Here is a 13991-nt window from a genome sequence, read left to right on the forward strand (position 1 = left end):
ACCCGCCGTACTTTCTTGCCCGAGGCCGCCGAACCCCCGTTCGTGTCTCCCCGCCGACTCCTCTGGAACGACGCGGAACGCCGGCCACGCGCCCCGTTTCGTCTGCTCTTGACGCCCGTCGTCTTCGTGGCCGTCTCGCTGGTGGTCGGATTCTCGCTTTCGACCGCGCTCGGCGGCCTCGCCGGGTCGAGCCGCCTCGTGTCGCTCGTCGTCTCGCTCGTCTCGGTCGGCGCGAGCGGTCTCGCCGCGCTCGTCGTCGCGCGGTACGTCGATAGGCGGACCGTCGCGGACCTCGGCCTCGGGCTCGACCGCGAGTGGGCGGTCGACCTCGGATTCGGCCTCGCGCTCGGAACGGGCCTGATGACCGCCGTCTTCGTCGTCGGCGTCGCGGCCGGCTGGATTGCGGTCTCTCCCGCCCCGCTCGGCGTCGACCGACTGCTCGGCGTCGGGTCGCTCCTCGCGTTCTTCGTCGTCGTCGGCATCGCGGAGGAACTCCTGCTTCGGGGAATCGTCCTCACCGACGTCGCAGAGGGCCTCCGCTGGCGGCTCGGCTCGGACGCGGCGGTCGCCGGCGGCCTCGCAGTCTCGTCGGCGGTGTTCGGCGTCGCCCACTACACCAACCCGAACGCGGGGTTCGCCAGCACGACGAGCATCACCCTCGCGGGCGTCATGCTCGGCCTCGGCTACGCGCTCACCGGCGACCTCGCCATCCCGACGGGAATCCACATCTCGTGGAACTTCGTGCAAGGCGGCGTCTTCGGCTTTGCGGTCAGCGGCCTCGACTTCGGCACGTCGCTCGTCGAGACGACGGCACGCGGCCCTGACGTGATTACTGGCGGCGCGTTCGGCCCGGAGGCCGGTCTGCTCGGCGTCGGCGCAATCGTCCTCGGCGCGGTCTGCATCGCGGCGTACGTCCGAGTGCGCCGCGGCGACCTCGGGTTCGACCCGTCGGTCACGGTGCCGGAGCTGCGCTGGAAACAGTGAAAAACTGACACTCGGCGCGATGGCCGCGTCGCTTACTCGACCAACCGCTCGATTTCGGTCACGAGGATGCCGCTCGCGCCGACGCTTTTCAGGTCGCTGACGACCTCGAACACGTCGCGCTCGTTCACGACGGCGTGGACGGCCACGGTCGAGTCGCCGGCGACGTCCATCACGGTCGGGCCGCCGAGTCCGGGGATGACCTCCTTCACCTCGTCGAGTTTCTCGCGCGGCGCGTTCATCATCAGGTAGCGCTTGCCCTCCGCCGAGCGGACGGATTCGAGCGCCATGAGGAGCTGCTGGACCTTCGGGTCGTCGACCACGTCGGGGCGGGCGAACAGCCGAACCGACGACGACAGCACCTCGTCGATGACCGCGAGGCGGTTCACCCGCAGGGTCGTTCCGGTCGAGGTGATGTCGATGATGGCGTCGGCCATCTCGACGTGCGGCGTCAGTTCGGTCGCACCCGTGACTTCGACGACTTCGGCGTCGATGCCCGCCTCCTCGAAGTAAGTCCGCGCGATGTGCGGGAACTCGGTTGCGACGACTTTGCCCGACACGTCGTCGACGGTCTCGATGTCGCCGTCCTCGGGCGCGGCGAGGACGAGCCGACACTTGCCGTACTCCAAATCGAGCAGGTCTTCGAGCTCGTGGCCCGACTCGCGGACCTGGTCGAGGCCCGTGATGCCGACCTCGGCGGCCCCGTCGCGGACGTACTCGGGGATGTCTGCGGCGCGGGCGAACAGCACGGTCACGTCGGGGTCGACGGTCCCGGCGTAGAGTTTGCGCTCGGCACCGTTGTCGAGGTGCAGCCCCGCACGCTCCAGGAGTTCAATCGTCGGTTCGTGCAGGCGGCCCTTGTTGGGCACGGCGATTCGCATACCTCTCCGTCACGTCCCGGAGGTAATTGACTTTCGCAAGCCGGAACGGTTTTTAACACGTCTACGAAGTGTCACCTATGGTTCCCGTCACGTTCGCCGGCGCGCTCGTCGGCGTCGCCCTCCTCGGGGCCGGTTGGTCCCGCGTCAGCGCCGGTCTCTACGAGCGCCGAGATGCGTCGGTCCAGCGGTTCAGACAGCGAGTGCGAAGCAACTGGCTCTACGCCGCCATCCTGTTCGTCGGCGTCGTCTGGTGGACGAACGCGGACCGGGCGCTCCTCGCGGCCGTCGGTCTCCCGACCGACTGGCCGTGGGTGGTTCTCGGCTGGGCGCTCATCGGCGTCGGTGCCGCGGTCGTGGCGACCGTCTCGTATATGGGCGCGTTCCCTGTGGCGAGGCGCGTTCGAGACGCCGATATAGGTGCGGGAACGGCCGCCGCGAAGATGTTCCGCTATCAGCTCTTCATCGCGGCACTCGTCTTCTGCGTGGTGACCGTGCTACACGTCGAATTCCGGGTTTTGGAGACCAGCGGCCTGCTCACCATGCTTGCGTTCGTCGCCGCCGCGTACGTCTTTTCGGCACCGTTCGTCAGCGTCTCGCAGACGACGGCGGTCCCAGACGACGCGACGCGCGAGCGACTCGACCGCCTGTGCGACCGCGCCGGTCTCTCGGTCGCTCGGATTCGCCTCCTCGACGGCGGCGGCCACCGCTCGGACCACCTCGTCCGCGGCCCGCTCGGTCGGAAGACGCTCTTTCTCACCGACTCGCTGCTCGACCGCTACGACGACGAGACGGTTTCGGCGCTCCTCGCGGTCGACGCCGGGCGGGTCGCTCGGTACGTCTACGAGATTCGCCTGTTCACCGTGGGCGCGGCGGCTGGACTCGTCTTCGGGGGCTTCGCGTGGTCGCCGCTCGGGTTCGTCCTGTCGTTCTTGGTCTTCGCCGGAGTCGGCGTGATAGTTCTCGTGACCGGCGAGTACGCGAGCAAACGGCTCATCTACCGGGCCGACGAGGCGGCGGCACAGCGGGTCGGACGCGCGGCCGTCGCCGACGCGCTCGACGCGACCGCGGACGAGGTCGACACCGGCCGTGCGGGGTCGCGTCTCTCGTTCGAGCCGTCGCTGGCGTCGCGCATCGAACGGCTCCGAGACGGCTCCGGGCCGGGCGAAACGGGCGCGTAGAGACGCCGCTTTTCGGACCCGAAGTTATCCTTCGACGAGGTGGTCGAGCAGGCGGTCGAACCGGTCGACGAACCGCTCGGGGAGCGACGGCGACACGTCGTCTAACAGCCGGGTCGTCCGCTCGGGGTGGGTGAGGACGAGCGTCACGCGGTTGTGCAGGTCGCGTTCCTTCCGGACCACGTCGCGTTCGACGAGGTGGTCGAGGTGCCACTCCAGCGTGCTGCGGGCGACGCCGATGTCGTCGGCCACGTCGTCGGGGCGGGCGTCGCCGTGTTCGAGGAGGTGGCCGAGGATGTCGCGGGCGGTCTCCCGGCGGACGAGCGCGAGCGCGCCGCGCTCCCACGCGTCGAACTCGGGGGGGAAGTAGTGCGTCCGTCCGTAGAACTCGGAGCGGCGGACCGTCTCGTCGGAGAGCAGTCTGCGGACGTGGTGTTGTACCTGGCCGGGAGCGAGGTCGAGCGCGCGAACGAGCTCGTTGAAGTGGACTCCCGGGTTGTGCTTGATGTGGTCGGCGACGCGGGTTCGTGTCTCACTCATGGGTCGTTGACCCCCGCCTCGCGCTCGATGCTCCGGGCGTAGTAGATGGCCGCGAGGACGAGGCCGGCCATCACGAGGTCCAAGAGGTGTTCGACCACGTGGTGGTCGAAATCGGAGAGGACGCCGCCGAGCGTCAGCGCCGCGACGGCCGCCCGCGACGCGAACGCCAACAGCGCCAGCGCGACGAGCAGGTGCGACCGCGTCCGCCGCCGGAGGAAGACGGCGACGCCGAGCGCGGCCAGCGTGACCGACGAGACGCCCGCGAGAACGACGACCGCGGTCATCCACGGACCGCCCGCTTGGACGTGCCCCGGAACGAGCGCGAGGTTCGACGGGGGCTCCATGTCCCCCGATACTGGGGGTTCGGACCTAAGGGAGGGTGCTCGTTCTCGATTTTCGGGAATCGGACTACCGGCGGTATTCGGCCCGCTCGGAGGCTAAATCGACGCTCGCGCCTCGCGGCCGCGAGACGGTGGATTCACCACCCCGCCGACCCGAACGAGCGACATGAACACGCTCCGAATCGCGGGCGGACAGGTGCTCCGCCCCGACGCGACGGTCGAGGACGCGGACGTACTCGTGGACCGAGACGAGGGAACCATCCTCGACATCGGCGCGGACCTCGACGCCGACGCCGACGAGACGCTCGACGCCGAGGGCTGTCTCGTCACGCCCGGTCTGGTGAACGCCCACTGCCACGTGGCGATGACGCTCCTGCGCGGCTACGCCGACGACAAGCCGCTCGACGCGTGGCTCCGCGAGGACATCTGGCCCGCCGAGGGCGCGCTCACGCCCGACGACGTGCGCGCCGGCGCGGAACTCGGCCTCGTGGAGATGATTAAGTCGGGAACCACCGGGTTCGCGGACATGTACTTCCACGTCCCCGAAATCGCCGCCGCGGTCGAGGAGGCCGGCGTCCGCGCCCGCCTCGGTCACGGCGTCGTCACGCTCGGAAAGGACGACGCGGACGCGCGGGCCGACATCGACGAGAGCCTCGACGTGGCCCGCGAGTTCGACGGCGCGGCCGACGGTCGGATTCGGACCGCCGCGATGCCGCACTCGCTGACGACGGTCGCGGAGGAGTACCTCCGCGAGTTCGTCGCCGACGCCCACGACGAGGATATCCCGGTCCACTACCACGCCAACGAGACGACCGACGAGGTCGACCCCATCGTCGACGAGCGCGGCGAGCGCCCCCTGTCGTACGCGACGGACCTCGGCATGCTCACCGCCGACGACTTCCTCGCCCACGGCGTCCACGTCGACGACGCGGAAATCGACCTGCTCGCGGACGCGGGCACCGGCGTCGTCCACTGCCCGGCGTCGAACATGAAGCTCGCCTCCGGCATGGCCCCCGTCCAGAAACTGCTCGACACGGGCGTCACGGTCGGGCTCGGCACCGACGGCGCGGCCTCGAACAACGACCTCGACATGTTCGACGAGATGCGCGACGCCGCGATGCTCGGCAAACTCGCCGCCGAGGACGCCAGCGCCGTCGCCGCGCCCGACGTGGTACGGATGGCGACCGCCGGCTCCGCCGCCGCCGTCGACCTCCCCGGCGGCGCGCTCGAAGTCGGCGGCGCGGCCGACCTCGCCGTCGTCGACCTCGACGCGCCGCATCTCACGCCCCCGAACGACCTCGTGAGCCACCTCGCGTACGCCGCCCGCGGCTCCGACGTTCGCCACACGGTCTGCGACGGCCGGGTGCTGATGCGGGACCGAGAGGTGCTGACGCTCGACGAGGACGCCGTGATGGCCCGCGCCAGCGAGGCGGTCGCGTCGCTCCGCGAGCGCGTCTGAATCGCCGTCTTCGACCCCGCTGCCGCCGGTTCTGTCGCCGCCGCCGATTCTGCCGCCGCCTCCGCCGCCGCACCGACCTCCGACCCCGCTACCCGGCCAGTTCGATGCGCAGTCCGTCGTCGGTCACGCTGACCTCCATGCGCTCGAACGTCCGGTGGTACTGCGCGACGTGTCGGCCGTCGCTGTGGTCCACCATGATGGACTTCTCGAACAGCGACGCCTCGTGGAGCCGCTTGACCTCCCGGTAGGCCGTCGACAGCGGCACGTCGGCCCGACAGCTCAGCTCCTTGACCGTCAGCGGCTCGTCGGCGACGCGCAAGAGGTCCGGAACTGCGGGGGCGCTCATCAGGGCGAACAACTCCTGTTCGGCGAGCGTCTTGCCGTTATCTATGACGAGCATCGGCCCTCGGCGGTACAATCTCACGGTTGACACTTGTAGATTCGGGGGGCGGCGACCGCCTTCGGTAGGGTTTTCGGACCCCTCTCCGAACCCACGGGTATGAGCAAACACTACGCTCCCGTCTCCGAGCACCTCGACGATGTCGAGGCCGCCCGGACCGAGGGACGACGCAAGATGGACTGGGCGCTCCAGCACATGCCCATCCTGCAAGAGCTCCGCGAGCAGTTCGAGTCGGAACAGCCGCTCGCCGGCGAGGTCGTCGGCATGGCGATGCACGTCGAGGCGAAGACGGCGAACCTCGTGGAACTGCTGGCGCTCGGCGGCGCGGAAGTCGCCATCACCGGCTGCAACCCGCTTTCGACCCACGACGACGTGTCGGCGGCGCTCGACGCCAACGACGACATCACCTCCTACGCCGTCCGCGGCGTCGACGAGGAGGACTACTACGCGGCCATCGACGCCGTCATCGCCCACGAGCCGACCGTCACGGTCGACGACGGCATGGACATGGTCTTTACCATCCACGAGGAGTACCCCGAACTCATCGACACCATCGTCGGCGGGGCCGAGGAGACCACGACCGGCGTCCACCGCCTCCGCGCGATGGACGAAGACGGCGAACTGAACTACCCCGTCTTCGCCGTCAACGACACGCCGATGAAGCGCCTGTTCGACAACGTCCACGGCACGGGCGAGTCGTCGTTGGCCACCATCGCCATGACGACGAACCTCTCGTACGCCGGCAAGAACGTCGTCGTCGGCGGCTACGGCTACTGCGGCAAGGGCGTCGCCAAGAAGGCCGCCGGCCAGAACGCGAACGTCATCGTCACCGAGGTCGACCCCCGCCGCGCGCTCGAAGCCCACATGGAGGGCTACGACGTGATGCCGATGGAGGAGGCCGCGAAGGTCGGGGACGTGTTCATCACGACCACCGGCAACCGCGACGTCATCACCCGCGAGGACTTCGAGAACATGAAAGACGGCGTCCTCCTCGCCAACGCCGGCCACTTCGACATCGAAATCGACCTCGACGCGCTGTCTGACCTCGCGGTCGACGAGTACGAGGCCCGCGACGGCGTCGACGCCTACGAACTCGAGGACGGCCGCCGCCTGAACGTCCTGGCCGAGGGCCGCCTCGTCAACCTCGCGTCGCCCATCGCGCTCGGCCACCCGGTCGAGGTCATGGACCAGTCGTTCGGCGTGCAGGCCGTCGTCGTCCGCGAACTCGTCGAGAACGGCGACGACTACGACGCCGGCGTCCACGACGTGCCCGACGAACTGGACCGCGAAGTCGCTGAAATCAAACTCGAAGCCGAGGGCATCGAGTTCGACTCGATGACCGACGAGCAGCGCGAGTACATGGGTAGCTGGGCCCACGGGACGTAAGCGACCGCACCCACGCTCTCTCTCGTTTCTCACAGCTGCCCCCCGTCAGCGACCGCGTTCGGCCCACTCGCCGGCGTTAGTGCGCGGCCATCTCCGAGAGGACGTTGACGCAGTAGATTCCGGCGAGGATGAGAAGCAGGCCGACGACGCCCGTCAGGTCGACCGGTTCGTCGAACACGACGACGCCGATGGCCGCGACGCCGACGATGCCCAGCGCGGCCCACGTCCCGTACACCACGCCGATGGGGAGTTCTTCCAGCGTCAGCGAGACGAGGTAGAACGCGAGGCCGTAGCCGACCACCACGCCGAGGCTCGGCACGGGCTTCGAAAACCCCGCGGACAGTTTGAGCGCGGTCGTTCCGACGAGTTCCGACGCGATTGCGCCGGCGAGTAACACGTACGGGTTCATGTCCGTCGGTCCCGCCACGACCCGAATGAGCGTTCTGCAATCGCCCGCCACTTGCGGTCCGTTGCTCGCCGGCCAACAGGAACTATCAACTTACTAACCACCGGGCGACGGACTCCTCCCCATGACCGAACTCGGCGAACTCGGCCTGTCGACCTACGAGGAGAAGGTGTATCGGACGCTCCTCGTCACGGGAGCCGCGACGGCCGCGACCGTCTCGGACGCGAGCGGCGTCCCGAACGGCCGGGTCTACGACGTGCTCAACGGGCTTCGGTCGCGCCGGCTGGTCCGCGCGCAGTCGACCCAGCCGACGCGGTACGTCGCCGTCGACCCGGGCGCGGCGGTCGAGCGACTGCTGGCCGAGCGCGCGGCGGAACTGCGCGAGGAGTGGACGCGGTACCGAGACGTGGCCGATGCGGTCCGGTCGAACCTCCTGCCGACGCCGCCGGCCGACGGGAGCGTCTGGCTCGGCCGCCTCGGCGGCGACGAGATGCGGGCGGCGATGCACGAACACGTCCGGGCGGCGACGGAATCCGTCTCGGCCGCGGTCGGCCCGCCGTACGAGCGGGCCCCGTGGGAGACGCTCCGCACGGAGTTCGACGCGTTCTTCGAGGGCGCTCGCGACGACCTCGACGTGTCGCTGCTCCTCAGCGACTCCGTGCTCGACTCGCTCCCCGACGAGTTTCGGGACCTCGTGGCGTCGAAGCCGCAGACGGTTCGAGTCCGGTGTCTGCCGAGCCTGCCGGTCTCGTTCGATGTCGTCGACGGCACGGTCGCGTCGGTCGACATTCCGCACCCGCAGTCCGCCGCCGACCGCCTCGGCGTCGTCGTGGTGACGGACGCGGGCGTCGTCGACGAGTTCGACCGGCAGTTCCGGGCGCTGTGGGGAGACGCCGTCCCGCTTTTCGAGTGACGCCGGCGTTCCGGTGGCGCTCCCGGACGCCGTTCGCCCCATTTATCACCGCCCGCGGCCGACTCCCGACCATGTCTTCGAACAGAAAGGGAGACCGACGCGAGCGCGAACTCGTCAACGCTCTCGACGAGGCCGGGTTCGCGGTCATGCGCGCGCCCGCCTCCGGGAGCGCGACGACGCGCGAACTCCCCGACGTGCTCGCGGGCAACGGCGAGGTCTTCTACGCCATCGAGGCGAAGGCCTCCAGCGGCCGCCCCATCTACCTGAGCGGCGAGGAGGTCGAAGCACTCGTCTACTTCTCGCGGAACTTCGGCGCGAAAGCCCGCATCGCCGTCCGATTCGACCGCGAGGACTGGTACTTCTTCCATCCCAGTGAACTCTACGTGACCGACGGCGGGAACTACCGCGTGAAAAAGGAGACGGCGTTGGCGGACGGTGAAGACTTCGAATCGTTCACCGGCGGCCCGACCCAGACGAAACTCGGCGGCGACTGAGGTCGCGACGCGATTTTCCGCGCTCGCTCACGCCCGAGCGAGTCGCTCGCCGAGCGAGTTCGCGCCCACGAAGCCGCGCTCGACGCGGCTGAGCCGCGAGGCCGGGAACCGGTAGGCGTGCAGTTCACCGAGGTCGGAGAGACCGGCGTTCACCGGCAGCGAGTCGAGATAGACCGCCTCGAACGTCGGTTCGTGGTCGCCGTAGTCGCGGTTGCTCTCGAACGCGGCGACGAGTTTCCCCGTCTCCGTCGGCGTCTCGTCGGCGCGGGTGCCGAGCGCCCGCGTGACGACGAGGAGGCTCCCGCTCTCGCGGTCGCGGACGAGGTCGCCGGCGCGGTGTTCGTGGTCGCGGCAGAGCTGCGGCCCCGTCGCGTCCATCGGGACGAACGTCTCGTCGCCGCAGACGGCGCAGGTGGCGCGCCGGCGGCCCGGCGGCGGGACCTCGCCGCGGGTGATTTCGATGGCGACCCGGCGGAGGTGCTTACAGCGGGCGTGCCGGATGGCGTTGTCGGGGCAGGTGCAGGTGCGCGCCTCCACGTCGACGACGTAGGTGCCGCCGTCGGTCTCGACGACGTAGCGCCCGTCGCGGAGCGGCCGGACGGCCATCGGTTCGACGCGGGCGCGGCGGGCGCGCCCGGCCAGTCCGTCCGACGGGAGCGTAGTCTTGCGGCGCACCGGGCGGCGGGTCGACGCGGGTGTGTGTGCGATGTGCGTCATAGTGGTGCGGAAGTCCGACCTTACCAACGGCTGTTCGAGGTCGGTTTCCGTCACCTGCGTGTAGGTTCTCGAACGACCTAAACCCTCGTTTCGTGTGGAAAATCGGGCGCGTGAGTGGCTCTCGTCGGGCATCCGCCCATCGAAGACCTTTTAGAACGGCCGCGGATACGTCGTCGCATGGCTATCGAAGCGGAGATGCGGCGGAAGATTGCCGTCTCCATCGTCGCGGTCGGGGTGTTTATCGCCCTCATCGTCGGCATCGGTGCGACCTACAACCAGAGTGGACTCGTCCCCACCGGCGGGCTCGCACTCGTCGGCGCTATCACGGCGTTCGTCCTCGTGATGGCTGGTATCGGCGTTTGGCTGTCGCGTTCTTCCTAACCCGGCTGGTCGGTTTCGACGACGGGTTCGCCGTCGCGCGGGCGCTCGACACGCAGCGGCGGCGCTCGTCAGTCGGCTGACGGCTCGCAGAACCGTCTCCCGTGGTCCGGTCAGTCGGCGGCTTCGTCCGTGGCGTCCGCGGCGGCCGCGTCCGCGTCGTTCGTCGCCGTCTCGAAGTAGTTCATCGGGTGCTTGATGGTGTCACAGCGGTCGTCGCGGTTCACACAGAGGTCGTACGCCTGCATCGTCTCGCAGGTCGGCGGCGCGTACTGCGACCCGCTGGAGTCCGCGAGGACGGTCGCCCGCTTTTGGAGTTCCTCGGCGTTCGCGTCGCCGGCGACGCCGCCGACTTCCTCGGGGTCGAGGCCGACGCCGACGAGGAACGCCGCGAGCGCGAACGCCGCCTCGTTCGGGAGCGACTCGCCGTCCTGCGCCCGCGCCAACAGCGCCTCGACGCAGGGCGGGAAGTGGTCGGGGTCCACCGCGTCGACGTAGACGGCGTTGACCGCGCCGCGGTCCGAAAGCAGGTTCCGCAGGCGCTCGACGTGGGGTTTGAGCGCGTCGGCGAGGCGGTCGCCCGCGTCGCTGCCGCGGACGGCGAAGGGAAGCCCCTCTGCGACCCGGCGGCGGACCGCCTCGCGGAGCAGTTCCGAGAGTTCTTCGCGGGTGACGCGGACCGCGCCGTCGGCCAGCGAGCGGTTGACGAGTCGCCACTCTGCGCCCCAGTCGGTGTCGGAGTAGGTGAGATACGGCCCCACGTCGACCCAGTAGTGGTCGGGCGCGCGGCGACTGTTGCGGGTCCGGTTCGACTCGGCCCGCACCGCGCCGTCGAGGTCGAACTCGCGGAGGAAGTCGTCGAGACTCGCGCGGGCCTCGCCGTGGACGTCGTCGTCGCCGGCGTCGAAGTCGGCGAGCATGCGCTCGTAGGCCGTGTCGGCCTCGGCGCGGGCGTACTTGTCCACCGCCGCGGGCGTCTCGACGAGCGAGACGATGATGCGCGAGATGGGGTACGAAAGCAGTTCCGTCTTGGTCTCCCACGGGTAGGCCTCGTCGGGGTCGGGTTCGACGGTGCCCTCCATGAGGGCGCGTTCGACGCGCTCGACGCCACGCTCGACGGCCGGGGCGTCCTCGGCGACGAGCGTCGCGATGGCGACGTCCGCCGATTCGACCGCCTCTCTGGCCGCGGCGAAAAACGGGTATCGGGCGTGGAGCGGGCGCATCCGCATACCGCCACGTTCCGGGTGCCCACCGATAAACGCGACGGATTCGGCGGTGGCGGCCGTGGGCCGTGCGGCCCATTCCCGCGGTCGGTTCTCGCGGCGGGTGCCGCCCGCGACGACGGCGCATCACACAACCTATTACCGACCACTTCCTCAGGCTCTCACGTGCCGCACTTCGACTACCCGTGTCCGGACTGCCGCGCCACGACCAGTCTCCACGACGCCGACTGTCGCTTCGAGGGGACGCCGTGGGTCGAAGTCGAGCGGGCTTACGTCGACATCGTCTCCGTCCTCACGGGCGGCCCGTGCGACGAGGAGACGCTTCGCCGCGAAGCGCCGGGCGAGTGGGGGCCGCTCCAACAGGCCGCGCTCCGCCGACTCAAGCGCGACGAGCGGGTGTCGGAAGCGAACTCGGGCGTCCTCCGACTGCTCACCGCCGAGGAGTTCAGAGAGGAGGTCTCGGAGCCGACCCGGGAGCCGATGCGGACGCTCCACCAGTACGGGAGCGTCCCCGGCTGTCACGACAACGCCGTCTTCGCCATGATAGCGTGGTACGAGATGGTCGGCCTGTCGTGGCCCGAGACGCGCGAGAACGTCGTCAACTGGCTCCGCGACACCGGCGCGTGGGACCGCGGCGGCTTCGAAGAGGCGACGCCCGCCGAACTCGTCGAGAAGAAGCGCCACGTCTACGAGGCGGGCTACGGCTGGAAGGAAAAGGCCGTCTCGGCCAAGCGCGTCATCGACCGCTACCGCTCTTGAGTCGACGCCGCGACCGCTCGAACTTCGCCGCGGCCCACAACTGTTACGAGCGCCGAGTCTGAGGTTTACCCGTGTCTTCGGTCGCCGCCGTCTCGCCGTTGGTCGTCCTCTGTTTCGTCGCGGCGCTCGTCTCCGTCTCCATCGCGGCCGTCGCCTGGCGCGAGGGCACCGAGCCCGGTTCGCGGTCGCTTTCCGTCCTCCTGTTTTCGGCGGCGCTCTGGGCCGGCTCCTACGGCGTCGCGCTCACGGTGTTCGACCCCGAACTCCGGGTCTGGTTCCAACTCCCCATCGACATCGCACAGGCCGTCATCGCGCCCGCGTGGTTCGCGTTCTCGCTTTCCTACACCGGGCGCGGCGACCTCCTCTCGCGACGGCTCATCGCCGCACTCCTCGTGTTTCCGGCCATCACTGTCGTCGCGGTCGCCACGAACCCGAGCCACGGCTTGCTGTGGACCAACTACCACATCGACCCGGTGTTCGGTGCGGCCACGGTGCGGTTCGACCCGAACCTCTGGTACTACATCCACGCGGTGTACGGCTACGTCATCATCGGAACCGGGCTGGTCCTCGTCATCGAGATGCTCGTCGAGCGGCTCTCGCACTACCGCGAGCAGGCGGTCACGCTCGCTATCGGCTCGACCGCGCCGACGGTCGCCCACGTCGCTCACACCTTCGCCGTCGGCCCGCTTCCCGTGGTGAACTTCACGCCAATCGCGCTCGCCGTGACGGGCGCGACGTTCGGCCACGCGCTCTACCGGTTCCAGCTGTTCGGCCTCTCGCCGGCGACGAGTCGGCTCGGCCGCCGCGCCGCCATCGACGACGTGGGCGTCGGCATCCTCGTCCTCGACCGCGAGCACCGCATCGTCGACGCCAACGAGACCGCCGCGTCCCTTCTCGACGTCGACCCGGCCGCGGCGCTCGACCCGCTTTCGTCGGTGCTTCCGGGCGTCGACCTCGACGAGGACCGACAGCTCGTGGACGTGACGGTCGACCGTCGCCGCCGGACCTACGAGGTGACGTGCTCGCCGGTCACAGACCAGCACGGCCGCCACCTCGGCCGGACCGTCACCGTCTCCGACGTGACGGGGCGGGTCCGCCGTCGCCAGCGCCTCGAAGTACTCAACCGCGTCCTCCGACACAACCTCCGGAACGACATGACCGTCGTCATCGGCTACGCCGACATGCTCGCAGACCGGCTTCCGCCGGACCAGCGCGCCCCCACCGACACGATACGCACCCGGTCGAACGAACTCCTCTCGCTCGGTGAGAAGGCCCGGACCGTCGAGCGGGTCATGGCCGGTATCGACGGTGGCAGTCGCTTCGACGTCGCCGCGACGGCCCGCGCCCGCGTCGCAGAGCTCCGCGCGGAGTTCGACGCCGGCTCGGTCGACGTCGACGCCCCTGAGTCGCTTCTGGTCTCCGGAAGCGAGTCCGCGGCGAAGCTCCTCGTCGACGAACTCGTCGAGAACGCGCTCGAACACGGCGGCGACGACCCGACGGTCGCCGTATCGATTCGCGCGGTCGACGCCGACCTCGTCGTCGTCGTCGAGGACGACGGCCCGGGCGTCCCCGACTACGAGCGGTCCGTGGTCGAGGGCGGCGGGGAATCGCCGCTCCAACACGGCAGCGGGCTCGGCCTCTGGGCGGTCCGGTGGACGGTCGACGCGCTCGGCGGCGAACTCACCTTCGACGTGAGAGACGGACGGGACGGGTCGGTGGATGGCGGTGACGCGGCGGAGGCGTCGGGCGAGAGTGACGGGAACGCGGCGGCCGACTCAGCGGACCGCCCCGAGACCGGAACGACGGCGACGGTTCGACTGCCGTCCTGGTGTCGAGACGCGGGCGACGAGTCGGGCGGCGCGGTCGCTGACCGGTGAGAATCGAGAGAAACGAGTGGGACGGCTCGGTGGTCGGACAACGACGCGGCCGCCGAAACGT

Annotated in this window: 16 protein-coding genes; 9 read left to right on the plus strand and 7 right to left on the minus strand. The window is 69.7% G+C overall.

Translation table 11 applies throughout. The annotated features are described in order from the left end of the window. Positions 1 to 15 precede the first annotated feature (15 nt). Positions 16 to 984: a CPBP family intramembrane glutamic endopeptidase gene (locus tag ACSR87_RS08490; protein ID WP_498530178.1), complete on the plus strand. Its 969-nt coding sequence runs from the start codon at positions 16 to 18 to the stop codon at positions 982 to 984. A gap of 32 nt (positions 985 to 1016) precedes the next feature. Here ACSR87_RS08490 and hisG read toward each other — a convergent pair whose 3' ends face one another. Next, entirely contained in the window at positions 1017 to 1862 is an 846-nt protein-coding gene (hisG, locus tag ACSR87_RS08495; RefSeq protein ID WP_498530179.1) for an ATP phosphoribosyltransferase, read from the minus strand. Positions 1863 to 1939: 77 nt separating this feature from the next. Here hisG and ACSR87_RS08500 point away from each other — a divergent pair, with 77 nt between their 5' ends. Further along, positions 1940 to 3040, plus strand: a complete 1101-nt coding sequence (locus tag ACSR87_RS08500; RefSeq protein ID WP_498530180.1) for a peptidase — start codon at positions 1940 to 1942, stop codon at positions 3038 to 3040. 24 nt (positions 3041 to 3064) lie between these two features. Here the strand turns inward: ACSR87_RS08500 and ACSR87_RS08505 are convergent, their stop codons facing one another. Together ACSR87_RS08505 and ACSR87_RS08510 are read right to left on the minus strand one after the other, a co-directional pair. Beyond that, positions 3065 to 3577 (minus strand): winged helix-turn-helix transcriptional regulator, encoded by a 513-nt coding sequence (locus ACSR87_RS08505; RefSeq protein ID WP_004045277.1) that lies wholly within the window; start codon positions 3575 to 3577, stop codon positions 3065 to 3067. Beyond that, positions 3574 to 3921: a DUF7471 family protein gene (locus ACSR87_RS08510; protein WP_498530181.1), complete on the minus strand. Its 348-nt coding sequence runs from the start codon at positions 3919 to 3921 to the stop codon at positions 3574 to 3576. The genes ACSR87_RS08505 and ACSR87_RS08510 overlap by 4 nt, the downstream gene beginning before the upstream one ends. 163 nt (positions 3922 to 4084) lie before the next feature. Here ACSR87_RS08510 and ACSR87_RS08515 point away from each other — a divergent pair, with 163 nt between their 5' ends. Then, complete coding sequence (locus ACSR87_RS08515) at positions 4085 to 5377, plus strand: amidohydrolase (RefSeq protein ID WP_498530182.1); 1293 nt, start codon at positions 4085 to 4087, stop codon at positions 5375 to 5377. An 88-nt stretch (positions 5378 to 5465) separates the two neighbouring features. Here ACSR87_RS08515 and ACSR87_RS08520 read toward each other — a convergent pair whose 3' ends face one another. After that, entirely contained in the window at positions 5466 to 5777 is a 312-nt protein-coding gene (locus ACSR87_RS08520; RefSeq protein WP_004045280.1) for a helix-turn-helix domain-containing protein, read from the minus strand. Positions 5778 to 5876: 99 nt separating this feature from the next. On the opposite strand from ACSR87_RS08520, the gene ACSR87_RS08525 reads away from it, so the two are divergent. Then, on the plus strand, positions 5877 to 7163 hold the full coding sequence (locus ACSR87_RS08525; protein WP_498530183.1) for an adenosylhomocysteinase: 1287 nt from the start codon (positions 5877 to 5879) through the stop codon (positions 7161 to 7163). 76 nt (positions 7164 to 7239) lie between these two features. Here the strand turns inward: ACSR87_RS08525 and ACSR87_RS08530 are convergent, their stop codons facing one another. Beyond that, complete coding sequence (locus ACSR87_RS08530) at positions 7240 to 7572, minus strand: DMT family transporter (protein ID WP_115802708.1); 333 nt, start codon at positions 7570 to 7572, stop codon at positions 7240 to 7242. 121 nt (positions 7573 to 7693) lie between these two features. On the opposite strand from ACSR87_RS08530, the gene ACSR87_RS08535 reads away from it, so the two are divergent. Together ACSR87_RS08535 and hjc are read left to right on the plus strand one after the other, a co-directional pair. Continuing rightward, on the plus strand, positions 7694 to 8482 hold the full coding sequence (locus ACSR87_RS08535; protein ID WP_498530184.1) for a TrmB family transcriptional regulator: 789 nt from the start codon (positions 7694 to 7696) through the stop codon (positions 8480 to 8482). Between the two features lie 71 nt (positions 8483 to 8553). Further along, on the plus strand, positions 8554 to 8976 hold the full coding sequence (gene hjc / locus ACSR87_RS08540) for a Holliday junction resolvase Hjc (protein WP_089777244.1): 423 nt from the start codon (positions 8554 to 8556) through the stop codon (positions 8974 to 8976). Positions 8977 to 9003: 27 nt separating this feature from the next. Here the strand turns inward: hjc and ACSR87_RS08545 are convergent, their stop codons facing one another. Then, positions 9004 to 9651 carry an SWIM zinc finger family protein gene (locus ACSR87_RS08545; protein WP_498530185.1) on the minus strand — a complete coding sequence of 216 codons (648 nt, stop codon included), beginning with the start codon at positions 9649 to 9651 and terminating at the stop codon, positions 9004 to 9006. Positions 9652 to 9870: 219 nt separating this feature from the next. On the opposite strand from ACSR87_RS08545, the gene ACSR87_RS08550 reads away from it, so the two are divergent. Next, a complete protein-coding gene (locus ACSR87_RS08550) occupies positions 9871 to 10074 on the plus strand; it encodes a DUF7472 family protein (protein ID WP_498530186.1) in 204 nt (67 codons plus the stop codon). A gap of 110 nt (positions 10075 to 10184) precedes the next feature. Here the strand turns inward: ACSR87_RS08550 and ACSR87_RS08555 are convergent, their stop codons facing one another. Continuing rightward, positions 10185 to 11294 carry a DNA primase gene (locus tag ACSR87_RS08555; protein ID WP_498531053.1) on the minus strand — a complete coding sequence of 370 codons (1110 nt, stop codon included), beginning with the start codon at positions 11292 to 11294 and terminating at the stop codon, positions 10185 to 10187. Positions 11295 to 11459: 165 nt separating this feature from the next. Here ACSR87_RS08555 and ACSR87_RS08560 point away from each other — a divergent pair, with 165 nt between their 5' ends. Continuing rightward, positions 11460 to 12053, plus strand: a complete 594-nt coding sequence (locus ACSR87_RS08560) for a DUF7474 family protein (RefSeq protein WP_498530187.1) — start codon at positions 11460 to 11462, stop codon at positions 12051 to 12053. A gap of 71 nt (positions 12054 to 12124) precedes the next feature. Next, entirely contained in the window at positions 12125 to 13930 is a 1806-nt protein-coding gene (locus tag ACSR87_RS08565; RefSeq protein WP_498530188.1) for a sensor histidine kinase, read from the plus strand. Positions 13931 to 13991: the final 61 nt, after the last annotated feature.

This window comes from Haloferax sp. SDI50 (genome assembly GCF_059802635.1).

What these genes read in the sequence shown, in the direction of transcription:
- ACSR87_RS08520 (WP_004045280.1), bottom strand. Translation starts at nt 5,777, where the DNA reads ATGCTCGTCATAGATAACGGCAAGACGCTCGCCGAACAGGAGTTGTTC.
- ACSR87_RS08500 (WP_498530180.1), top strand. Translation starts at nt 1,940, where the DNA reads ATGGTTCCCGTCACGTTCGCCGGCGCGCTCGTCGGCGTCGCCCTCCTC.
- ACSR87_RS08525 (WP_498530183.1), top strand. Translation starts at nt 5,877, where the DNA reads ATGAGCAAACACTACGCTCCCGTCTCCGAGCACCTCGACGATGTCGAG.
- ACSR87_RS08510 (WP_498530181.1), bottom strand. Translation starts at nt 3,921, where the DNA reads ATGGAGCCCCCGTCGAACCTCGCGCTCGTTCCGGGGCACGTCCAAGCG.
- ACSR87_RS08550 (WP_498530186.1), top strand. Translation starts at nt 9,871, where the DNA reads ATGGCTATCGAAGCGGAGATGCGGCGGAAGATTGCCGTCTCCATCGTC.
- ACSR87_RS08505 (WP_004045277.1), bottom strand. Translation starts at nt 3,577, where the DNA reads ATGAGTGAGACACGAACCCGCGTCGCCGACCACATCAAGCACAACCCG.
- hjc (WP_089777244.1), top strand. Translation starts at nt 8,554, where the DNA reads ATGTCTTCGAACAGAAAGGGAGACCGACGCGAGCGCGAACTCGTCAAC.
- hisG (WP_498530179.1), bottom strand. Translation starts at nt 1,862, where the DNA reads ATGCGAATCGCCGTGCCCAACAAGGGCCGCCTGCACGAACCGACGATT.
- ACSR87_RS08515 (WP_498530182.1), top strand. Translation starts at nt 4,085, where the DNA reads ATGAACACGCTCCGAATCGCGGGCGGACAGGTGCTCCGCCCCGACGCG.
- ACSR87_RS08555 (WP_498531053.1), bottom strand. Translation starts at nt 11,294, where the DNA reads ATGCGCCCGCTCCACGCCCGATACCCGTTTTTCGCCGCGGCCAGAGAG.
- ACSR87_RS08535 (WP_498530184.1), top strand. Translation starts at nt 7,694, where the DNA reads ATGACCGAACTCGGCGAACTCGGCCTGTCGACCTACGAGGAGAAGGTG.
- ACSR87_RS08530 (WP_115802708.1), bottom strand. Translation starts at nt 7,572, where the DNA reads ATGAACCCGTACGTGTTACTCGCCGGCGCAATCGCGTCGGAACTCGTC.